22 protein-coding genes are annotated in these 21,109 nt (G+C 35.8%); 17 read left to right on the top strand and 5 right to left on the bottom strand.

Annotated features, from left to right (window positions below; all coding sequences use genetic code 11):
• Positions 1-14: 14 nt before the first annotated feature.
• The 5 genes from FJR03_RS02010 to FJR03_RS02030 are packed head-to-tail and all read left to right on the top strand — an operon-like array spanning position 15 to position 5,874.
• Complete coding sequence (locus FJR03_RS02010) at positions 15-1,187, top strand: TolC family protein (protein ID WP_193113997.1); 1,173 nt, start codon at positions 15-17, stop codon at positions 1,185-1,187.
• Positions 1,181-2,239, top strand: a complete 1,059-nt coding sequence (locus tag FJR03_RS02015; protein WP_193113998.1) for an efflux RND transporter periplasmic adaptor subunit — start codon at positions 1,181-1,183, stop codon at positions 2,237-2,239. The genes FJR03_RS02010 and FJR03_RS02015 overlap by 7 nt, the downstream gene beginning before the upstream one ends.
• On the top strand, positions 2,232-5,294 hold the full coding sequence (locus FJR03_RS02020; protein ID WP_193113999.1) for an efflux RND transporter permease subunit: 3,063 nt from the start codon (positions 2,232-2,234) through the stop codon (positions 5,292-5,294). Before FJR03_RS02015 ends, FJR03_RS02020 begins: the two co-directional genes overlap by 8 nt.
• A complete protein-coding gene (locus FJR03_RS02025; protein ID WP_193114000.1) occupies positions 5,291-5,488 on the top strand; it encodes a hypothetical protein in 198 nt (65 codons plus the stop codon). Before FJR03_RS02020 ends, FJR03_RS02025 begins: the two co-directional genes overlap by 4 nt.
• A complete protein-coding gene (locus tag FJR03_RS02030) occupies positions 5,488-5,874 on the top strand; it encodes a DoxX family protein (protein WP_193114001.1) in 387 nt (128 codons plus the stop codon). The genes FJR03_RS02025 and FJR03_RS02030 overlap by 1 nt, the downstream gene beginning before the upstream one ends.
• A 9-nt stretch (positions 5,875-5,883) precedes the next feature.
• Here the strand turns inward: FJR03_RS02030 and FJR03_RS02035 are convergent, their stop codons facing one another.
• Positions 5,884-6,441 carry a CDP-alcohol phosphatidyltransferase family protein gene (locus FJR03_RS02035; RefSeq protein WP_193114002.1) on the bottom strand — a complete coding sequence of 186 codons (558 nt, stop codon included), beginning with the start codon at positions 6,439-6,441 and terminating at the stop codon, positions 5,884-5,886.
• Between the two features lie 150 nt (positions 6,442-6,591).
• Between FJR03_RS02035 and FJR03_RS02040 the strand changes: the two genes are divergently transcribed.
• From FJR03_RS02040 to mltF, 7 genes are read left to right on the top strand one after another with little or no spacing between them, the layout of a single operon-like run.
• Positions 6,592-7,218 (top strand): hypothetical protein, encoded by a 627-nt coding sequence (locus FJR03_RS02040; protein ID WP_193114003.1) that lies wholly within the window; start codon positions 6,592-6,594, stop codon positions 7,216-7,218.
• Positions 7,219-7,269: 51 nt separating this feature from the next.
• On the top strand, positions 7,270-7,857 hold the full coding sequence (locus tag FJR03_RS02045; RefSeq protein ID WP_193114004.1) for a hypothetical protein: 588 nt from the start codon (positions 7,270-7,272) through the stop codon (positions 7,855-7,857).
• Positions 7,858-7,867: 10 nt separating this feature from the next.
• Entirely contained in the window at positions 7,868-8,092 is a 225-nt protein-coding gene (locus FJR03_RS02050) for a FeoA family protein (protein ID WP_193114005.1), read from the top strand.
• Positions 8,089-10,233 (top strand): ferrous iron transport protein B, encoded by a 2,145-nt coding sequence (feoB, locus tag FJR03_RS02055; protein ID WP_193114006.1) that lies wholly within the window; start codon positions 8,089-8,091, stop codon positions 10,231-10,233. The genes FJR03_RS02050 and feoB overlap by 4 nt, the downstream gene beginning before the upstream one ends.
• 50 nt (positions 10,234-10,283) lie before the next feature.
• Positions 10,284-10,952, top strand: coding sequence for a response regulator transcription factor (locus FJR03_RS02060; RefSeq protein WP_193114007.1), 669 nt, complete (start codon positions 10,284-10,286; stop codon positions 10,950-10,952).
• The gene (locus tag FJR03_RS02065; RefSeq protein WP_226962154.1) at positions 10,949-12,229 is read left to right on the top strand and encodes an ArsS family sensor histidine kinase; all 1,281 of its coding nucleotides are present in this window, start codon (positions 10,949-10,951) and stop codon (positions 12,227-12,229) included. Before FJR03_RS02060 ends, FJR03_RS02065 begins: the two co-directional genes overlap by 4 nt.
• Before the next feature lie 23 nt (positions 12,230-12,252).
• On the top strand, positions 12,253-13,704 hold the full coding sequence (gene mltF, locus FJR03_RS02070) for a membrane-bound lytic murein transglycosylase MltF (protein ID WP_193114008.1): 1,452 nt from the start codon (positions 12,253-12,255) through the stop codon (positions 13,702-13,704).
• Here the strand turns inward: mltF and rsfS are convergent.
• Together rsfS and nadD are read right to left on the bottom strand one after the other, a co-directional pair.
• The gene (rsfS, locus tag FJR03_RS02075) at positions 13,688-14,011 is read right to left on the bottom strand and encodes a ribosome silencing factor (protein WP_193114009.1); all 324 of its coding nucleotides are present in this window, start codon (positions 14,009-14,011) and stop codon (positions 13,688-13,690) included. The two genes, mltF and rsfS, sit on opposite strands and share 17 nt — an antisense overlap.
• Positions 14,001-14,543 carry a nicotinate (nicotinamide) nucleotide adenylyltransferase gene (gene nadD / locus FJR03_RS02080; protein WP_193114010.1) on the bottom strand — a complete coding sequence of 181 codons (543 nt, stop codon included), beginning with the start codon at positions 14,541-14,543 and terminating at the stop codon, positions 14,001-14,003. Before nadD ends, rsfS begins: the two co-directional genes overlap by 11 nt.
• Positions 14,544-14,606: 63 nt before the next feature.
• Between nadD and gap the strand changes: the two genes are divergently transcribed.
• From gap to fabI, 4 genes are all read left to right on the top strand, one after another.
• Positions 14,607-15,608: a type I glyceraldehyde-3-phosphate dehydrogenase gene (gap, locus tag FJR03_RS02085; RefSeq protein ID WP_193114011.1), complete on the top strand. Its 1,002-nt coding sequence runs from the start codon at positions 14,607-14,609 to the stop codon at positions 15,606-15,608.
• A gap of 102 nt (positions 15,609-15,710) precedes the next feature.
• Positions 15,711-16,904: a phosphoglycerate kinase gene (locus FJR03_RS02090; protein ID WP_193114012.1), complete on the top strand. Its 1,194-nt coding sequence runs from the start codon at positions 15,711-15,713 to the stop codon at positions 16,902-16,904.
• Positions 16,905-16,915: 11 nt separating this feature from the next.
• Positions 16,916-17,626: a triose-phosphate isomerase gene (locus FJR03_RS02095; RefSeq protein WP_193114013.1), complete on the top strand. Its 711-nt coding sequence runs from the start codon at positions 16,916-16,918 to the stop codon at positions 17,624-17,626.
• A 24-nt stretch (positions 17,627-17,650) separates the two neighbouring features.
• Positions 17,651-18,472, top strand: a complete 822-nt coding sequence (gene fabI / locus FJR03_RS02100) for an enoyl-ACP reductase FabI (protein WP_193114014.1) — start codon at positions 17,651-17,653, stop codon at positions 18,470-18,472.
• Positions 18,473-18,474: 2 nt separating this feature from the next.
• Here the strand turns inward: fabI and FJR03_RS02105 are convergent, their stop codons facing one another.
• Positions 18,475-18,897: a hypothetical protein gene (locus FJR03_RS02105; RefSeq protein ID WP_193114015.1), complete on the bottom strand. Its 423-nt coding sequence runs from the start codon at positions 18,895-18,897 to the stop codon at positions 18,475-18,477.
• A 108-nt stretch (positions 18,898-19,005) separates the two neighbouring features.
• Between FJR03_RS02105 and FJR03_RS02110 the strand changes: the two genes are divergently transcribed.
• Positions 19,006-20,298, top strand: a complete 1,293-nt coding sequence (locus tag FJR03_RS02110; RefSeq protein WP_193114016.1) for a hypothetical protein — start codon at positions 19,006-19,008, stop codon at positions 20,296-20,298.
• A gap of 177 nt (positions 20,299-20,475) precedes the next feature.
• Here FJR03_RS02110 and FJR03_RS02115 read toward each other — a convergent pair whose 3' ends face one another.
• A complete protein-coding gene (locus tag FJR03_RS02115; protein ID WP_193114017.1) occupies positions 20,476-21,066 on the bottom strand; it encodes a hypothetical protein in 591 nt (196 codons plus the stop codon).
• Between the last annotated feature and the right edge of the window lie 43 nt (positions 21,067-21,109).

The raw sequence follows: 21,109 nt of genomic DNA on the forward strand, positions 1-21,109 counted from the left end.
AAAGGAATTTAGATATGAGATTTATTCTTGTATTGCTATTGCCCTATATCATTATGGCAGATAGCATTGAGACACTCTACGAAAAGGTATCTCAGAGTAATAACTATAAAAGTAAAGTAGAAACATTAAATGTAGAATTTCAAACTACAAAAGCAAGTGTTTTAGCAGACGGATTTAATGTTGGCGGCGGTGTTGCTTATGCCGACATCAAAGACAATTCAGATTCAGGGCTTGAGTATGAGGCCTTTATCTCAAAAGATTTGAATTTAAACGGTTCAAAAATAGATAATTTTTTACGTCAAAGCAGTCAATATAAAAACCTGCAAACAAAGAGTCTTCAGAACCGTTATAAAGTACAGATCTGGCAACTCTACGGCGATTATTGTGTCGCTATGGAAGCATTGCAGGCAAAAGCAGAACTATCATCGGTATATGACGAGATCAAAGAGCATATGCAAAAAGGTGTAGAGTATGGAGAGTTTGAAAACTCGAAACTTATTATGTCCTCTTTGGCATTGGAGAGTTTGAATCTTGAACTCTCAAAATTGGAAAATCTTGTTCAGATGTATGAATCGCAAATTAAAGTTTTAGTTGATTTTGACGGGCAGTTTGAGTGTAAAAACTTGGAAGTTGATATAGACAAACTTTTTGATCCAGAACACTCAGCACTTTGGCCGATGCTGGAGTCTAATGTGCAAAAAAGCGAAGCATCTCTAAAGATGGCACATAGCAGTTTCAGTACTCTAAACGTAGAGGCAAAGTATACAGATGAACTAGATACAAACAGATATATGGTAAATCTTTCACTCCCTTTGAATATAGGTGAAAAAAACGAAGCAAAGCGTGCAATAGCTATGAGTCAAACAAGTGCCGCAAACTATAAACTAGAAGCATTTCATAATCATTACAGACATGAAAGCAATGCTTTAAAACAAAGGATAGATATTTATAAAAAGTATTTGCTCTCAAGTGAAAAAACTATTTTACAACATGCAAATCAACTTATTAAACAGAGCAATATGAGGTTTTTAGCCGGAGAAGAGAGTTTTCTGTCAATGATCAAAGCTACAGAGACAAAGCTCAGTATGATTGAAACTATTTTAAATTTAAAAATTGAAAGACACAATGCCGTTGCGCAATATATGTACGACTATTCTATCGATCCACAAGGGGTAAAAAAATGGTAAAAATAATAATATTAAGTTTTATAACAATCGCATCATTATTTGCAAATGATTTAGTAGTAGTGGGTGAAAACCCAATGGTAAAGTTAACAAAAGTAAAGCAGACAAAAAGCGTATATCTTGGAAGTTATTTAGCTCAAGGTCACCTGCCTGCTAATGCCTCTTTTAGAATAGATGCTCCTCTTGAGGGTATCGTAGAGAAACTATATGCAAATATATATGACAAAGTAAAAAAGGGGACTGTACTTGCCGTTATCAAAAGTCCAAAAATTCTTGAACTTGAAGCTGAATATATCAATCTTCTGATCGAAGAAGAATACAATCAAAATGAGCTAAAAAGATTGAAACCTCTTTATGAAGCGGCTGTAGTGGCAAAAAAACAGTATCTTATGGCACAAAATATTTCTAAAAAATATCAAACACAGTTAAAGTTTTATAGAAATCTCCTTTTAGAATGGGGATTGTGTGAGAATCAAATAAATACGGTAACAAAGACAAAAAAAGCAATTACAGAGATTAAAATATATGCTCCAATATCTGGAAAAGTGGCTGATCTCAATATTAACCCGAAAATGTATCTGCAACGGGGTGAACATATGATGAGTGTTGTTGATGCTACAAAAACACACCTTGAGATTTCACTTCCTATAAATTTAGCGAAAGAGTTGAAAGTTGGTGCTAAACTTTACATAGAGGAACAAGCAGTCGAAGTTGAATCTATTGCTGCAAAGATTGATCCGAAAACACAAACAATAGCTGTACACCTTTTAAGTAAGAAAGAGATGTTTGTTTTACCGCAAGAGAAGAAAAATATTAAACTGTTTTGGCCGAGAGAGGCTTATGAAATTCCTGCATCATCTATTGTAGACTTTAATGAACATACATCGGTATTTGTAAAGGTAAAAAACGGCTATAAACTGGTTCAGGTTACAGTACTCAGCAGAGATATCTCTAATGTGTATGTTATCGCTAAAGAGTTAGATAACAACTCCCAGCTTGCAGCAAGCGGTGCCATAGCACTCAAAGGTGCGCTGGAGGCACAGGGTAATGATTGATAAACTTATAAGTATTGCACTCTCACAAAGAGTTCTTGCACTTATTATCGCTTTGGCCATTGCAATCGGCGGTGTTTTTTCTTATTCAAAACTCACGATTGATGCTTTTCCCGATGTATCTACAACACAGGTAAAGATCATTATAAAGTCACCGGGAATGACACCAAAAGAGGTGGAGCAGCAGATTACGATCCCTATTGAGCTTGAGATGCAGGGGATCCCGCATCAAAAAATAGTGCGATCTATATCTAAATATGCTTTAGCAGATATTACGATCGATTTTGAAGAGGGTACTAATCTGTACTGGGCAAGAGATAGGGTTTATCAGAGATTTAACAACATTAAAAACTCTCTTCCCTCAACTATGACGGGAGGGATCGCACCTGTTACTACACCGCTTGGCGAGATTTTAATGTTTACGATCGAATCTCAAAGTTTGTCGTTAATGGAAAAACGTACTCTACTTGACTGGGTTATACGCCCAAGTTTGAGAAACATAGAGGGTGTTGCAGATGTAAATGCCCTAGGGGGTGAGGTACAGACTTTCCGTATTAAACCAAATTTTACTTCAATGGCATCATTGGGACTTACTTTAGAAGATATAGAAAACAAGATCGAAAAAAACAATGCAAATTTCGGTGCGGGGAGAATTGAACGTGGTGATGAAGCACTACTTGTAAGACTTCCGGGAAGTATGAAAAACAGCAGAGACCTTTCAAACCTGGTAGTAAGAGTTGATGAGAACGGTGCTATTGTGCGTTTAAAAGATGTAGCAGAAGTTCTGACAGATAAACTAACACGTTACGGATATGTTACAAAAAATGGTGAGGGTGAAGCGGTTGAAGGACTTGTTCTCGGACTCAAAGGTGCAGATGCTTCGCGTGTTACTTCACAAGTAAAAGAGCGTCTTGACGAGTTAGAGAAAAATCTGCCTGAGGGGACACACATAAATGTGTTTTACGATAGAAAAGATCTGATCTCTAAAGCGGTAAGCATGGTACAAAAATCACTTACTGAAGCGGTAATACTTGTACTTATTATCCTCTTTTTATTTTTAGGTAGTTTTGTTTCGGCACTCACTGTTGCACTGATTTTACCTCTGTCAATACTTAGTGCTTTTATCTTTATGTACTATTTTGGGATAAGTGTGAACCTGATGAGTCTCGGAGGTATTGCAATCGCGATAGGGATGATTGTAGATTCCGGTGTTGTTTTAGTTGAGAACGTGATCGCAAGATTGGCAGAAAACAAGGGAGCAAGCCGCCTACACACAATTTATAATGCCGCAAAAGAGGTGAGTACTCCGATCATCTCAGGTGTACTTATCATTATTATCGTATTTACACCGCTATTGATGCTGCAGGGTTTAGGGGGAAAACTGTTTGCTCCGGTAGCTTTGAGTATTGTATTTACACTTGCTGCGGCAATCTTTTTGGCACTTTTTGTGATCCCGACAATTGCCTCGTTTTTAATTAGAAAGGTTGAGCATACCGAAACATTTTTAGTACGTCATCTGATCGCATGGTATGAGCCGTTACTCAAAAAAGCTTTTAGAGTGGAAAAAACTATCTATGGATTACTCGCTCTTTTACTTGTAGGGACATTTTTCGCTTTTTCCAACATAGGAAAAACTTTTATGCCTACAATGGATGAGGGAAATATAGTGATTGGGATTGAAGCACCACCTTCGATCAACATCCCGGCAGGTATCTCGCTAAATACGCAGATCCAGCAAAAACTGCTCAAAGAGGTTCCTGAGATTAAAGCTATTATTGCCAGAACAGGTTCTGATGAGATAGGACTTGATCCGATGGGTCTTAATGATAGTGATACATTCTTGGTTTTTAAGCCAAAAGAGCAGTGGAGAGAGCAAGATACTGAGTGGCTTAAAGAGCAGATGAGAAAAGCTCTTGAAGAGATTCAAGGGATTGAGTATGGATTTACACAGCCTATTGAGATGCGTACATCAGAGATGCTCACAGGTGCACGCGGTGATGTTGTAATTAAAATATTTGGTGAAGATATAGATAAACTCAACGAACTTGGAACTAAGATTAAAGAGATCACTGAAAATACGCAAGGCTCAGAAGATGTTTATATGCGTCAAAATGAAGGAGCAGCTTATCAGGAACTTCGTTTTAATGATGAGAAATTAAGAAACTACGGACTTGATAAAAGTGATGTAGCACACTTACTTAAAGCTGCAGTAAGCGGTGTAGAGGTTGGCACAATCTATCAGGGGATGAAACAGTTCTCAATCATCATAAAGGGTGAATATAAAACAAAAAATCTTGATGAGGTCTATCTTGTAGGTGCACAGGGGGAGGCTATATCACTTCTTGAAGTTGTAGATATTGTAAGAAGCAGCGGTCCTGTTGAAATAAAACATGAAAAAGCAAGACGTTTTGTTTCAATCCAGACAAATGTAAACGGAACGGATTTAGTAACTTTTGTAGATAATCTTAAAGCAAATATTGCAAAAGAACTACAGTTGCCTGCGGGATATTCTCTTACTTTTGGTGGAGAGTTTAAAAATCAGCAAGCAACAATGGAGCGTCTTAGTTTAGTTGTTCCGATCGCACTTGTACTTATCTTTATGATACTTTATATGACATTTAAATCAATTGTACAGAGTGTTATTATCTTTACAACAATTCCACTTGCGATGATGGGTGGGATCTTTGGTCTTTATTTGACAAACTCTTATCTCTCGGTTCCTGCATCTGTCGGATTTATCGCACTGCTTGGGATTGCAGTTCTTAACGGCGTCGTGATGATCAGTTACTTTAACGAATTGGCACAAACTATGAAGATAGAAGAGGTTGTTATTCAAGGGGCTAAAAGAAGATTGCGTCCGGTACTTATGACGGCAACTATTGCAGCCTTGTCTCTAGTACCTATGTTGTATGCAACGGGGCCGGGTTCGGAAATTCAAAAACCGCTGGCTATTGTTGTGATCTTTGGATTGATCTCTTCAACTGTGTTAACATTAGTGCTTTTACCGATGCTGTATAAAAGATTTATTAAAGAGAATAATGATATAAATCTATCATGAAGATAGAAACAAAATACAGCTACGAAAAAACATGGTCACTAACCTCAGAGGCAGATCTCTTAAAGATCATTGCCGAAGAGGTTGGTGATGCGGATCCGGAAGGGACACTTGTGTATATCAAAGAGGTTATCAAAACCGGTAAAGAGATCACAGTAGGTTCTTGTAAGTTCAGAGTAAAAAAAGAGGAAAAATAATGTTACAAAATCCAGATATAGCAAAACTATTACTGAGACTGAGTCTTGGTATCTTAATCCTCTTTCACGGAATTCATAAAATGATTCATGGACTTGGAGGGGTAAAAGCGATGATCGCATCAACACCATTTCCTACATTTTTTGCATACGGTGTTTTTGTAGGGGAGCTTATCGCCCCTATATTTATTATTTTAGGTTTATATGCAAGAATCGCTGCAGGCGTATTGGCATTTAATATGTTTATTGCTATCTATCTAGCATACGGTTTTTCTCTTAGTCTTTCAAAGCATGGGGGACTGAGCTGGGAATTAGCTCTTGTTTATTTTATTATGAGTATTTTAGTGATACTTTTAGGAAGCGGGAAATACGCTGTAAACTCTAAATAAATTTAGTGTTTACAGGTGTTTTACTTTTATAGTTGAGTTTAGGCTCCAACCGATAAGGATCATAAATCCAAGTACGCCGTAAGCCGGTAAGAATTCATACGTATTTGCAAGATATACTAACCATAAAAGTATAGCACCAAGTGGTGTCGGTACCCCTACAAAATGTTTTTCAACTGAACCCGCATCTGAATTTATATTGAATTGAATCAATCTTCTAAGTCCTGAAATAACGTAATAGATACTGATTACACCCGCTACAATTAGAAAAGCTCCGTCAAAACTTGTCGCATATGTTGCCTGAAAGATTAAAAATACGGGAACAAGTACGAAACTTAAAAAGTCCGCAAAACTGTCAAGCTGAATACCAAACTCATTAGAGAGATTAAATTTTCTTGCGATTTTCCCATCAAAAATATCAAATGCTCCACCGATCCAAGCAAGGATAATAGCAAGAAAGAAATTGTTCTGCGTAATAAAATAAGTTGCGAGTAAACCGGCAGTTATATTTACAAATGTAAACATATTAGCAAGATTAAAATGTGATGATGGTGTAAATAGAAATTTCATTATTAAAATAAGCCTTGTAATTTTTTGAAATTATAGCAGAAGAATGAAATATTAGTTATGTATTGAAATTGATAAGTATTATCAGTATTAAGATATCACTAAGTAAACTTTGATTATCATTCTCAATATGTTATTTTTTAAGGTATAATTATGAAGCGTTTATTACTATTAATAAGTCTATTGTTTTTGACAACCGTATTATTTTCAGAAGAAAATGAACTATTACAAAGAAAACACTCTGTAAGAGAAGTTGCTTTTGAAATTGGAAAATTGGAAGAGAAAGAGATATCTGTTGTTGATAACTTTAAAAACATGTTTCAAGATGGGGAAGTGAGCGGACAGGTAAGAGTTGTTTATGCAGGCTACCATAATAAAAACAGTGATCCGGATCTTTATGCTACAGCAATCGGCGGAGTATTAAAATATGAATTAGCAGCGTATAATGGTTTTCACGGGGGTGTTGCTTTTTATACATCAAAAGATATCCCTGCACTTAGCGGTAATGGGGAGAATAGAAACCTTGAACTTTCTTCATCTGAGGGTGAAGATCAAGATATGAATGAAGCATATATTAATTATAAATATAACTATTTCAATCTAAGGTTTGGTCGTCAGGTGCTTGACACTCCTTTAGCTGATAGTGATGATATTAGAATGATTCAAAATACATTTGAAGCATATGTAGCTTCATATATCAAACACGGTTGGGAGCTGCAGGCTGGACATATTGAATCGTGGCACGGAATAGACCTTGAAAACGGTCTTGATGACGGCTAGGTAAAACTTGGTGATAACGGTATTAACTTTGCCGGTGCAAGATACTTCGATATGTGGGAGTTTCAATCTTGGTATTACAATATGACAGGTATGATGGATGCATATTATGTGGATTTTGGAGTGCAATACCCTTTTAATGATGATTTTACACTACATCTAATGGCACAGTATCTGAATGAACAAGAGTTGAGCAATAGTGGATACGAAGCGAGTATTTACGGTGGTTTATGTGAGTTCGTTTTTGGTGATCTAGGGATTAACTTTGCATATAACCATTCTGATAAAAAAACAGATAAAGAGAGTTTCTCCGGAGCAGGCGGAGGGACATTGTTTACGAATATGGACATGATGATCATGGATAATATTACAAAAGACAGAGAAGTTGATGCAATCGTTTCAGGTTTGGTGTATAATCACGGTAGCATATCACTTTTATATGCTTACGGTGATTTCTCAGGTAAAGCTGACAGCTTAGGTGAGAAAGCACATATTGTTGAGCAAAACTTTAATGTAGACTACAACATCAATGATGAGTTTTTAGTAGCATTTATCTATGTTATGAGTGAAGATAAACAAAGTGTTTTGAAAACAGAATATGATTACGATAGAACACAGTTAATGATAAATTATAATTTTTAAAAGAGGCTATATGAGATTGATTGAATCTAAACGGGGGCAAAAGTTAGAGGTTGTAAAACTTCATGCAAATGAAGAACTAAAACACAGACTGATATCTTTTGGAATAATGAAACATACCCTTATAGAGTTTATAGGTGAGGCACCTAGAAAAAAAACTATAGAGATTAAAGTGGGAAATATGCAAGTGGCACTCCGAGCCCAAGAAGCAGAAATGATAGAGGTAAAAGAGATATGAATGAAGAGACATTAGCCTGTCCCGTTACTGCAAAACATATAAAAGTAGCACTTGTAGGGCAACCAAATGTAGGTAAAAGTATGCTTATCAATTCGGTAAGTAATGCCCACCTGCATGTTGGAAACTTTTCAGGTGTGACGGTAGATAAAACGGAAGTACTGTTTGACTATAAAGGGTATAACTTTACTGTAGTTGATCTTCCGGGTACGTATGCATTTACAGATTATACGATCGAAGAGCGTGTAACACACGATTATCTTTGTGCTGAAGAGTATGACATTATTATTAATGTAGTAGATTCAACAAATCTATTGAAAAATTTACAACTCACATCTGAACTTCTTACAATGAGTAAAAAAGTGGTGATAGCACTTAATATGAGTGATGAAGCTGAAAAAGAAGGGATCTCAGTAGATGCCGAGTATATGACGGAACTGATGGGGATCCCTTGTGTAAAGGTTTCAGCAGCTACAAAACTGGGTATCGATCAGCTGATCGACACTGTTGTAAAAGAGTTTGAAGCTGAAAAGGTTGATCCAAAACTTGTTTTTTCAGTGAGTGTAGAAGATGAGATCAGTAATCTTGTAAGTTATTTTAAAAAGCATAAATATCAAGCGGTAAATTCACATAGAAATATTGCGATCAATCTTCTGAAAAACAATAAAAAAACTTACGAAAAACTGCATGATAATCCTATTTGGACAGAATTACAGCCGGTTTTGATCGAAGCTTCAAGACATATTGAGATCCATCATGATACGGATGATGTAAAAGAAGCTTTTGCCGAAGAGTATGCATCATTTAACAGAGGTATAGTTGCCGAGGTAGTAAAACAGGATAAAAGAGAAGAGAAAAAAACACTTACAGAGAAGATAGATTCGGTACTTATTCACCCTGTTGTGGGTATTCCGATATTTTTATTTTTTATGTGGGGATTGTTTCAGCTCACTTTTGAGATAGGTGCAATTCCTATGGATTATATCGATGCATTTTTCGGATGGTTCGGAGATGTGATCGGAGCTACTATTACAAATGAGAGTATACGCTCTCTTGTGGTGGATGGGATCATTGCCGGTGTAGGGGCAGTTGTTCTTTTTATTCCTAATATTGTTATCTTATTTATTGGTATAGCACTGTTAGAGAGTACGGGATATATGTCTAGGGTAGCTTTTTTGCTTGATGGATTTTTCCATAAATTTGGGCTTCATGGGCAAAGTTTTATCCCGCTTGTAACAGGTTTTGGATGCTCTATTCCTGCATATATGAGTGCAAGAGTTTTAAAAAATGACCGTGACAGACTTTTAACGCTTTTTATTATCGGGTTTATGTCTTGTGGTGCAAGACTCCCTGTATATGTACTCTTCGCTGGAGCTTTTTTTCCTGAGGATATGGCGGGAAATGTTTTATTTGCTATCTATATCAGTGGTGCAATCATAGGACTGATTGCGGCAAAAATTTTAAAACTCACTGCATTCAAAGGTGTGGACGAACCATTTGTTATGGAGATGCCGAAGTATAGATTGCCGAGTGTGAAGCTTATCTGGCATACAGTACTTACAAAAACAATGATGTACCTGAAAAAAGCGGGTACTTTTATCGCGGGTGCATCGATGTTGATTTGGTTTTTATCAACCTATCCACACAATAGTACGCTTGAAGCTGAGTACGAGGTTAAAATTCAAAAGGCACAAAGTGAACAGGAGATTATTCAGCTTGAGAATAAACTGGCAATGGAGCATTTGGAACAGAGTTATCTCGGCACTATTGGAAAGTTTACAGAACCTATTTTTGCACCGCTTGGATTTGACTGGAAAATGAATATAGCATTGCAGACTGGTCTTGCTGCTAAAGAGGTTGTGGTTTCAACTCTTGGAGTTCTTTACTCTTTAGGGGATGATGTAGATGCAGAGAGCCAAACTTTGGTAAATCAGATAAGTAAAAATATTCCTTTTGCATCAGCCGTATCGTTTATAGTTGTTGTTATGATCTATTTACCGTGTCTGGCAGCTTCTATCGTTTTTACACGTGAAGCGGGTAGTATCAAATACTTTTTCTACCTTTTTGCATTTACTTCGGTAGCTGCATATGTGATGGCGTTTATCGCATACAGAGTAACATTGGCTCTGACAGGTGTTAGCTAATTGTTATTTTCATAAAGTTATAATTGAGAAAAATTAAAAAGGTTTAGAGAATGGCACAACATAAAATATTGATGATAGAAGATGATCTTGAACTTGCCGAGATCCTAACAGAATATCTTGAGCAGTTTGATTTTGCGATCACTGTAGAAGATGATCCGTTTAAAGCTGTTAGTATTTTAAAATTAGAGCCTTTTGACCTTGTTATTTTAGATTTGACACTTCCGGGGATGGATGGTCTTGAAGTGTGTGAAGCAATTCGTGAACGTCAAGATATCCCTATAATTATCTCTTCGGCTAGAAGTGACGTAACAGATAAAGTAAAAGCACTGGAACTCGGAGCTGACGATTATATGCCAAAACCTTACGACCCTCGTGAACTTGAAGCGAGAATCCAGTCTGTTCTACGCCGTTATGCTGCAAAAACAGAGGCAAAAGCGGAAAATAAAAGTGATTTCAAATGTGATAAAGAAACAATGACAATCACATATAAAGGTCGCAATATCGATCTTACAAATGCCGAATTTGGGATTTTGGCTTATATGATCCAAAAACACGGTCTTGTAGTGTCTCGCGAAGATCTGATTCATAACGTAAATGCGATCAATGAAGACAGTTCCAACAAGTCAATTGACGTAATGGTTGGACGTATTAGAAGCAAACTAGGGGATAAATCTCTTATCGAATCGGTTCGTGGCGTAGGATATAAACTGCTTAAATGATGAAACGAAACGCAGTCCTTATCACGATACTTTTTGCATTGAGTGTTTCACTCATAAGTGTCAGTGCAATTTTTTGGGAGTTTTATAAGCTCAACAAACAACAATATATAGATCATATTTTTACGAAATACTCTGTTATTGCACAAATCTACCGTGAGCATATGCAAAGAAGTTCTTCGGAGATTATGCTTGAAGCCAACCTTGCAGTATATGATCTCTTCATCATTAAAGATAAAAAAGAGAAAAAAGATATTTTAGAAAAATCGAAACTCCTTAAAAAAGAGGGGTTTAAAAGTTTTGGTACTTCTTTAATGCTCAACAAAAACGGACTTTTTACTAAAAATACCGTGACAAACCTTGAAGCTTCAATGTTAAAACATCAAAAGCAGATCTATTTTTATATAGAAAGCCCCGATTCTGAAGTGTTGATCAAGGATGAAAGACTGCACCCATATAGTTATCTGAATATTCTATATTTTTATAGTATGGTTTTTATTATTATCTCACTCTCGTTTGTCCTAGTTATGCAAAAACTGCGTCCCCTTATCAGACTTAGAAAAAAGATAGCACTTTACGGAAACGGTGATATGGAGATCTCTTTTAAAACGAAAAATATTGATGAGATAGGCTCTGTTGCAAATGAGCTTGAAAATACAAGAGAGAAGATCAATACAATTTTAGAATCACGTACACTTTTTTTACGAAACCTGATGCATGAGTTAAAGACACCGATTGCAAAAGGGACCATTGTTACACAAATGCTCTCGGAGCAAAAACAGCGTGATCGTTTCACTTCAATTTTTAAACGTTTAGAGACTTTGGTTGAAGAGTTTGCATTGATCGAAGAGGTGACAAGTCTGGGTGATACTACCGAGTTTAAAGAGTACCGTTTAGTAGATATCATTGACGGTGCGATCGACATGGCAATGGTTGATAGAGAAAAAGTGGGAGTGATGATAAGTACTGACGTCAAAGTAGATGTAAATTATCGCCTTTATACAACCGCTATAAAAAATATGATTGACAATGCGATGAAGTATTCTGATGATGCATATATTAAAATTCTTATCAATGAAAAAGGTGAACTTTGTTTTGAAAGTAGAGGGGAGTGTTTAAAGCATCCTCTACAATATTATATAGAACCTTTTACAAAAGAAAACCCGTCAAAAAATAGTTTTGGACTCGGACTTTACCTGGTAGATTCTATCTTAAAAGCACATGGAGAAATTTTAGCTCACGAGTATGAAAACGGGGTAAATCGTTTTATATTTGCGTAAGTTTAAATATGTAAACTGTTGTAATGAATAAATTTCTCCACATTGGTGTGTATCTTTTTTTTGCATCCTCTTTTTTCCTTTTTGGGTGGTTTAGCCACGCAACTTACGAACCCGGAAAACGTATAGAAAAAAAATCTATTTTAGATACTATAAAAGAGAGAAAAACATTAAATGTTGTCCTTTTAAATGCTCCATCAACTTACTATATCGGACCTGACGGTCCTAGCGGATTTGAATATGAACTATTAGATGCATATGCAAAAAGCTTAGGAGTTGAACTTAATATCACTGCTGCACATACGGTTAAAGAGGCACTGGAATATGTAGGCAAAGAGGGGATAGATTTAGTTTCGGCTTCACTTACAAAAACACCCCATAGAGAAGAGCTATATAATTTTGGACCATCCTATTTTGAAGTACAAGAGCAGGTTATATGTCATCGTGGGATGCTCGGGAGTTCCAAGTTTCCAAGAGATGTAGAAGATCTGGAAGGTTTAGAGATTGTTGTCGGGGAAAATACAAGTTACTATGAAACGGTAAATTCTCTTATAGATGACGGCTTTGATATAAATGTCAGTGTTACATCAGAATACTCTACAGAAGAGCTTTTAGAGATGGTTTCAAACCATCAGATAGATTGTACATTGGCCGATTCTAACATCTACTCAATCAATTTAAAATATTTTCCAGATATAGCGATGGCTTTTGCGATCAGTGGACGGGAACAGCTTGCATGGATCTTGCCGCCTAACTCTACAAAGTTAGAGACAAACATGTACACCTGGCTCAATAGTTTTGTTCAAACAGGAAAAATGACACGTTTAAAAGATCATTACTACTCTTATGTACTTTTCTTTGACTATTACAATACAAAGATGTTTTATAAAAGAGTTGATTCAAGACTGCCAAGATATGAGTCTTATTTTAAAAATTCAGCGACGCGCTTTGGAATTCCTTGGACACTTTTAGCTGCGGTATCATATCAGGAATCACACTGGAATCCTAAAGCAAAAAGTTTTACGGGTGTTAGAGGGATGATGATGTTAACGCGTCATACTGCGAGACTTCTAGGTGTTAAAAACAGACTAGATCCAAGGCAAAGTATTGTCGGTGGTACAAGACATCTAAAACAGATGATTAAAAATGTTCCTGAAGGTGTAGAAGGTGAGGATAGATTGAAATTTGCACTTGCTGCATACAATGTGGGTGGCGGGCATATTCAAGATGCAATGTCGTTAGCAAAAAAACTTGGACTCAACCAATACGTATGGAGTGATCTGAAGATTGTTTTACCGCTTTTATCACAGAAAAAATACTATAAAACACTCAAATTCGGTTATGCTAGAGGGAGTGAACCTGTAAAATATGTTGAGGCTATTTATAATTATAAATCTATTTTAGATAAGTTGGTTGATGAAAAAGAGAAGGCAGAGGAGGAAAAAAAGCTAGATGAGAATACTACTCACCAGCTTTAGAAAGTTCTGCTAAAAAAGTTTCCATATCGTATTTAACACGATACTCAGGAGTCATGATATGGATGAGGATATCTCCAAGATCTATAACAACCCAGTCTCCGCTCTCATCAACATTGTTGAAGTGTTCTTCCGGTTTTAACTCTTTTTTCAGGTGGTCTAAAAGAGCGATTGTATGTTTTTGTCCAAGTGATGAAGCGATGATCGCATAGTCAACAATATAGTCTTTACCTTGCAGGTCAAACACCTCAATAGCTTCAGCTTTATTTTTATCTAGTACAGAAGTTATTTTTTCTATTCTATCTAACATTATGTTCCTTGTAATAATTTTCTATTTTTTTTGCAATTTTTGGAGGAAGATAGTTTATATCTATATTCTCTCGTAATTCAGTAGATGATACAGAGACATCCACTTCTACTTTTATATAGCTGTCAGGAATTGTAATATTCTCTCTTGTAACAACTATAAACTTTACTAAGTTTTTTAGCTCATCATACTTATACCATTTCTCTAAAGATGCTAAGTTGTCAGCACCTATTACAAGATAGATAACATCATAATATTTTTTGAGATGTTGTACTGTTTGTATAGTAGGAACTTTTGCAGCCTGATCGACTTCAAAAGAGCTCACCTCTACACTTGGATCATTTTGAAATATATCTTCTAGCCACTTTAACCGTAAAGCTGCATCTGCTACAAACTTTGATTTAAATGGATTGAGGTATGTTGGCATAATTATGATCTTATTAATAAAATCTAATTTTTTTAATGCCTCTACAATTTTTAGATGACCTAAATGTGGAGGATCAAATGAGCCGCCAAAAAGTGCTATATTTTTCATTTAATCAGAATTATAACTAAATTTGGATAAAATAACCGAATTTAATTTTTTATAGGATATAAAATGGCACTTAAAATAGCAATTAATGGATTTGGTAGAATCGGTCGTTGTGTTGCTAGAATAGCAGCAAAAAGAGATGACGTAGAGATTGTTGCTATCAATGATATGGCAAGTATGGATATGATGTTGTATCTTCTTAAAAACGATTCTGTTCACGGTACATTTAACAGTGAAATTGAGCAAATTGATGAAGAAAACATTAGTATTGATGGACAAAAAATTAGAGTTTTTTCTGATAGAGATCCTAAAAATCTAAAATTTGCGGACTGTGGTGCAGATATGGTTTTAGAGTGTACAGGTGTATTTTTAACTCAAGAGAGTGCACAAGTTCATATTGACAACGGTGTAGAAAAAGTACTTTTCTCTGCTCCTGCAAAAGATAAAAACACTCCAACATTCGTAATGGGTGTAAATGAAGATAAATATGACGGTCAAAAAATCGTTTCAAATGCTTCTTGTACAACAAACTGTTTAGGTCCTGTTGCAAAAGTTTTAGATGATGCTTTTGGAATTGAAAAAGGTCTTATGACAACTATCCACTCATATACAAATGACCAAAACATCCTAGATGTAAAACATTCTAAAGATAAGCGTCGTGCTCGTGCAGGTGCTATCAACATGATCCCGACAACAACTGGTGCTGCTAAAGCAATCAGCCTTGTTCTTCCACAACTTGAAGGGAAACTTCATGGTCAGTCTGTTCGTGTACCGACACCTGATGTTTCTATGGTTGACTTAAACGTAGTTGTAAGAAAAGAGACTACAAAAGAGGAAGTAAATGCAGCATTTAATGCAGCAGCTGCTAGTTCTCATCAGGGACTTATCTTAGTAGATAAAGAGATGAGAGTATCTCAAGACTTCGTAGGGTGTGAATACAGCTCAATCGTTGCAGAAGATCTTACTCAGGTTATCGGCGGTAACATGGTAAAAGTTATGGCTTGGTACGATAATGAGTGGGGTTACTCTATGAGACTTATCGATATGGCTATCCATATTAGTAAATAATTAAATTAAAGGAGTTTGCTCTCCTTTAAGTCTCTCTTAGGCCACTTGGCCACTAAAATTTGCCTCCTTGCAGGAAGCAGAAATATTTATGTAAGGCAGTAGATGGAATTATTACATTTAAAAGATTTAGATTTAAAAGATAAAAAAGTTTTTATCAGATGTGACTTTAATGTTCCAATGGATGAGTTTGGAAATATTACGGATGACAGACGTATCCGTTCAGCAGTTGCTACTATCAATCATTGTTTAGATGAAGACTGTGCAGTTATTCTTGCTTCTCACCTTGGACGTCCAAAAGGTGAAGTGGTTGAAAAATACTCTTTAGCACCTGTTGCTCGCAGATTACAACAATTATTAAAGCGTGCTGTTGCACTGGCTCCGAGTGTAGTGGGTGAAGATGCTATGAAAATGGCCGAAGAGTTACCTCGTCATGAAGTTATGCTTTTAGAGAACCTTCGTTTTGAAAAAGGTGAAACTGAAAACGATGAAGAGTTGTCTAAGAAACTTGCATCTATGGCAGAGTTTTACATTAATGATGCATTTGGTGTATCTCACCGTGCACACGCTTCAGTTCACGGAATTACGAAATATTTTGACGATGCACATAAAGCAGCCGGTTTCTTACTTGAAAAAGAGATTAACTTTTTTGCGAATCTGATCGACAATCCTATTCGTCCATTTGCTGCAATTGTTGGCGGTTCAAAAGTTTCAGGAAAACTCGAAGCACTTGTTAATTTACTTCCAAAAGTTGATAAAGTTTTTATCGGTGGCGGTATGGCTTTTACATTCCTAAAACAATTAGGATATGACATTGGTGCATCACTTGTTGAAGATGATCTTCTTGAAGAGGCACAAAAGATTATGGACAAAGCAAAAGAGTTAGGTGTGAAATTTTATCTTCCTGTAGATATTATAGCTGCAGAGAAATTCTCGGCAGATGCTGTAAGTAAAATAGTAACTGCTCAGGAGATTCCTACTGAATGGATGGGACTAGATATTGGACCTGCGACTGTAAGACTTTACCGTGAAGGTCTTAATGATGTTCAAACAATACTTTGGAATGGTCCAATGGGTGTTTATGAGATGGAAAAATTTGCAAGAGGTAGTTCGAAAATAGCACACTTTGTTGCAGATAGCTATGCAACTACTGTAGTTGGCGGTGGTGATACGGCTGATCTTGTACAACGTATAAATGTAGGAAACGAGATCACATTTATATCTACAGGTGGCGGAGCTTCACTTGAACTTTTAGAAGGTAAAGTTTTACCGGGTGTTGAAGCACTAGTAAAAGGATAATTGGAAGAAGTATGATAGTAGCAGCTAATTTAAAAACAAACCTGACAAGAAAACAAACAAAAGAGTATATAGAAACACTTGATGATTTTGTAAAAACAAATCATATAAACCAAGAGAGTTTTGTTTTCCCTGCTACATCCTCTTTAGATAGTTATGATACAGATGTAACTATCGGTGCTCAAAATGCTTATCCTGTACAAAATGGAGCATTTACCGGTGAGATAGGTGTTGAACATTTAGATGAGTTCGGTTTGAAAACTATTTTGATCGGACACAGTGAACGTCGCCATATTTTAGGTGAAACTCAAGATGTAATATTGCAAAAGTTTAATTACTTCAAAGAGCTTGGATATACGATAGTATATTGTGTAGGTGAACCACTGGAAAAAAGAGAAGCAGGTGTTGCTGAAATGATGGATTATATTAATGCTCAATATAGAGGTATCGATACATCATATGAAAGACTGATTATTGCATACGAACCTGTTTGGGCGATCGGTACGGGGCTTACTCCTACAAATGAAGATATTATAGCAATTCATCGAGAGTTGAAGAAAAAATCACCTGCCCCGCTTTTATATGGTGGAAGTGTAAAAGTAAATAATGCAAAAGAGATTATGGCACTTCAAAATGTTGATGGTGTATTGGTTGGTAGTGCAGCATTAAAAGTTGAAGACTTTTGTCAAATGGTTACGTTTGCACAAGAACTAGAAAACAAGTAAATAAAATTAAGGAGAAATACAAAGATGGTAATGAAAGGTAAAAAAGGTCTAATCGTAGGTCTTGCTAATAATAAATCGATTGCATATGGAATTGCAAAAGCTTGTAAAGAACAAGGTGCTGAACTTGCATTTACATACTTAAATGATGCTCTTAAGAAAAGAGTTGAGCCTATTGCTACAGAGTTTGGTAGTGGTGATTATGTATATGAACTAGATGTATCTAATGAAGAGCATATGGCAGGAATTGCGGCAAAAATTGAAAAAGACTTTGGAAAAATCGACTTTTTAGTACACTCTGTTGCATTTGCTCCAAAAGAGGCTTTATCTGAACCATTTATGAAAACATCTAAAGAGGCATTTAGAATTGCAATGGATATTTCAGTATATTCTTTAATTGATTTAACAAACCGTCTTGAGAGTGTTTTAGCAGATGATGCTTCTATCCTTACACTTTCATACCTAGGCGGACCTAAATATGTAGCAAACTATAATGTAATGGGTGTTGCAAAAGCTGCTCTAGAATCTACTGTGAGATATATGGCGGTAGATTTAGGTAAAAAAGGGCAACGTGTAAATGCAATCTCTGCAGGTCCTATTAAAACTTTAGCAGCTGCGGGAATCGGTGATTTTTCACAGATACTAAAATGGAATGAAACTAATTCTCCACTAAAAAGAAATGTGACAATCGATCAGGTTGGAAATTCTGCAATGTATCTTTTAAGTGATTTAGCTTCTGGTGTAACTGGTGAAGTACACTATGTAGACAGCGGTTATAATGTTATGGGAATGGCTGCAGTTGAGTCAAACGATGAAGGAAAAACTGTTCTTTCTTGGGATGTGAAATAATTTCACTTCCCAATAACAGGTAAAGTTTCCATCTGCTTTTGATGGGAACTGTTTTCATCACTAGGCTTAGCCTTTTGATATGCTCCAATCTTATCTACATACTCTTGTAGTGTAAATCCCTTTGTTTTACTTTCAGTATATTTTACCTCTTCTTTAGTAGTGTTACTCTCCTTTACAGTCACTACCTCTTTTGTCATATACTTTTTTTGAATTTCCGGATCTTTCTCTACTGCTGGAGACCAATCATCCTTAAGCCAATTATCTAAAGAGTTCTGCATAAAACCGGCTTTTTTGTTGCTTGTTGTTGGACTGACACTATTTAATTCATCATTCTGAGTCGGGGAAACAGCACTGTTTGAACTACATCCAGTTAAACTCAAAAATGTGATAAATGTAAATAATGTGATATGTGTTTTTTGTTTCATAACGTCATTTTAACTAAAGATGCGTAAATAATAAACAGTTTTAATGATAAATTAAGAATAGGGTGTGCTATACTGCATATGAAATTTGTAAAGAAACAAGGAGAATATATGAAATTTACAAAATTAAGTTTAGTAGCTGCATTACTTGCTGGTTCAGCTGCATTCGCTGTTGACAACGTAAAAGTTAGTGGAGATGCTAATCTTTATTATAGTACTTCAGATGCTAAAGCTGGGTATGCTGATCCAACAATGGCTAATAAAGATGATTTATTTGGCAAGGATAACTCTGCTGCTGATGCATCAATTAACTTAAATATTACTGCAGATTTAATAAAAAATGATATGGTTACTTTAAGTGCAGGTGCTGGGTATACTGTTCTAACAACTTTAGGTTTAGAGAATGTGTTTGTATCAAATGTATGGGGTTCTGCTCACACTGCTACAGATAACGGTACATCTAATTATGCTGGTGGTCATAAAGTTGAAAATGCTTCTTGGATGAATGAAGCATGGGTTGCTGCTACTGCAGGTAAAACTACTATTAAACTTGGTCGTATGGAACTTGATACTCCAATAGCATTTACTGAAAAATGGTCAATTGAAAAAAATACTTTTGAAGCTGCTGTTGTAATGAACCAGGATATTCCAGATACTACTTTAGTAGGTGCATATGTTGGTAATACAAACGGTGGTGGCATTAGCAGTAATGTAAATGATCTTGGTTTAGCAGTGGCACCAGTTGTGAATGCTAATGGTGAATTCAATACATTAGGTAAAAGCGGTGCATATGCAGTTGCTGCAATTAATAACTCTTTTAAACCATTAACTGCACAAGCTTGGTATTATGATGTAGTAAATGTTGCAAAAGCATATTGGTTACAAGCTGATTTAAAATGCCAAAAAGTTCCTGGTTTATTAGCTGGTGCTCAGTATACATCAGTAAAAGTTGGTGATGGTGATTCAAGTGGTACATACGCTTTAATGGCTGGTTATGAGATGAAAGATATGGCTACTTTTAAAGTTGCTTATTCTCAAACATCTGATAAAGGTGATTTACATGGACAAAATATTGGTACTGGTACTGGTACTCATGCAAACTCTCAGTCTAAACTTTATACTGAAGCGTTCTGGGGTGGTAACTTTGGTCAAGTTACAACAGCAGATACTACTGCATATAAAGCAAGTGTAGATGCTACATTAGCAGGTACTGATTTAACTGCTCAATATACATATGCAGACCATGATAAACTAGTTAGTTCACAAGACTTAACTGAGGTAGCAGTAGCTGCTAGCAGAACTTATGGTCCTTTAGATCTTAAATTAGCATATATCTACACTGATTTAGGAAAAAATATTGATGCTTCAAACAGAGTTAACGCTTACATCACTGTAAACTTCTAAGAAATAACTTTCTTAAATTCAACTCCTTTTTGGAGTTGAAACTTCTTCTCTATTTACTTAAAAATAATTTACTGCTTTACTAAAATTTTAAATTTATAAGATGATAACTTAATTTTTATTGGATGATAATTGAATTGTTATATTGGAAGATAAAAAAAGAGGAAATGAGATAGGAAATTAATCCATATCCCATTTAATGATAGCACTTACATAAAACGTTTGTAGTCTATCGAATTGATACGTGTAAGTTGAACGTTCTATATCATCCGGAAATGTCATAAATCTATATCCAAGTTCCACATCAACAAGTTCAGTAGCATGATAGTTAAAACCTAAATCACCACCAACATATTTTAAGTTATCATAAGCTGTATCATATGTCGCTGTACTGCTAACTCTAAGGTTAGCTATACCACCATTGATACCAACAAAGAAGTTAACAGGTTCTGAAAAGTTAAACATATATTGTGCTTCAGCGCCATAAGTGTTTAATCTGCTTAATTTATCTGTATCATAGTGTCTTGCACTAATGAAAATTCTGTAATTTTCACTTTGCGCACCCACTTTAATACCGATAGTCCCCATTCCGCCGTTCTCTTTACCTAAATTAGAGATACCGACTCCAGAATCGTACACATTGACACCTAAGTCACTGTAGCCACCCTCAATAGCAAATAATGATTTTGCATTCTTGAAAGTGTCGTCAGCCAATAAAGGCATAGCCGCGATAGAAGTAGCTAAAGCTAATTTCGTTAAACTATTTTTCATATTTTTCCCTTTCGCATAATAGATGATTATACATCATACTTTT

The organism is Sulfurimonas marina (genome assembly GCF_014905095.1).
In the GTDB taxonomy this organism is placed as follows: Bacteria; Campylobacterota; Campylobacteria; order Campylobacterales; family Sulfurimonadaceae; genus Sulfurimonas; species Sulfurimonas marina.

Coding starts and splice junctions, on each gene's coding strand:
- FJR03_RS02090 (WP_193114012.1), top strand. CDS start 15,711: ATGGAATTATTACATTTAAAAGATTTAGATTTAAAAGATAAAAAAGTT.
- fabI (WP_193114014.1), top strand. CDS start 17,651: ATGGTAATGAAAGGTAAAAAAGGTCTAATCGTAGGTCTTGCTAATAAT.
- feoB (WP_193114006.1), top strand. CDS start 8,089: ATGAATGAAGAGACATTAGCCTGTCCCGTTACTGCAAAACATATAAAA.
- FJR03_RS02035 (WP_193114002.1), bottom strand. CDS start 6,441: ATGAAATTTCTATTTACACCATCATCACATTTTAATCTTGCTAATATG.
- FJR03_RS02060 (WP_193114007.1), top strand. CDS start 10,284: ATGGCACAACATAAAATATTGATGATAGAAGATGATCTTGAACTTGCC.
- FJR03_RS02095 (WP_193114013.1), top strand. CDS start 16,916: ATGATAGTAGCAGCTAATTTAAAAACAAACCTGACAAGAAAACAAACA.
- FJR03_RS02030 (WP_193114001.1), top strand. CDS start 5,488: ATGTTACAAAATCCAGATATAGCAAAACTATTACTGAGACTGAGTCTT.
- FJR03_RS02010 (WP_193113997.1), top strand. CDS start 15: ATGAGATTTATTCTTGTATTGCTATTGCCCTATATCATTATGGCAGAT.
- mltF (WP_193114008.1), top strand. CDS start 12,253: ATGAATAAATTTCTCCACATTGGTGTGTATCTTTTTTTTGCATCCTCT.
- FJR03_RS02015 (WP_193113998.1), top strand. CDS start 1,181: ATGGTAAAAATAATAATATTAAGTTTTATAACAATCGCATCATTATTT.
- nadD (WP_193114010.1), bottom strand. CDS start 14,543: ATGAAAAATATAGCACTTTTTGGCGGCTCATTTGATCCTCCACATTTA.
- FJR03_RS02110 (WP_193114016.1), top strand. CDS start 19,006: ATGAAATTTACAAAATTAAGTTTAGTAGCTGCATTACTTGCTGGTTCA.
- FJR03_RS02065 (WP_226962154.1), top strand. CDS start 10,949: ATGATGAAACGAAACGCAGTCCTTATCACGATACTTTTTGCATTGAGT.
- gap (WP_193114011.1), top strand. CDS start 14,607: ATGGCACTTAAAATAGCAATTAATGGATTTGGTAGAATCGGTCGTTGT.
- FJR03_RS02045 (WP_193114004.1), top strand. CDS start 7,270: ATGTGGGAGTTTCAATCTTGGTATTACAATATGACAGGTATGATGGAT.
- FJR03_RS02025 (WP_193114000.1), top strand. CDS start 5,291: ATGAAGATAGAAACAAAATACAGCTACGAAAAAACATGGTCACTAACC.
- FJR03_RS02115 (WP_193114017.1), bottom strand. CDS start 21,066: ATGAAAAATAGTTTAACGAAATTAGCTTTAGCTACTTCTATCGCGGCT.
- rsfS (WP_193114009.1), bottom strand. CDS start 14,011: ATGTTAGATAGAATAGAAAAAATAACTTCTGTACTAGATAAAAATAAA.
- FJR03_RS02020 (WP_193113999.1), top strand. CDS start 2,232: ATGATTGATAAACTTATAAGTATTGCACTCTCACAAAGAGTTCTTGCA.
- FJR03_RS02050 (WP_193114005.1), top strand. CDS start 7,868: ATGAGATTGATTGAATCTAAACGGGGGCAAAAGTTAGAGGTTGTAAAA.
- FJR03_RS02040 (WP_193114003.1), top strand. CDS start 6,592: ATGAAGCGTTTATTACTATTAATAAGTCTATTGTTTTTGACAACCGTA.
- FJR03_RS02105 (WP_193114015.1), bottom strand. CDS start 18,897: ATGAAACAAAAAACACATATCACATTATTTACATTTATCACATTTTTG.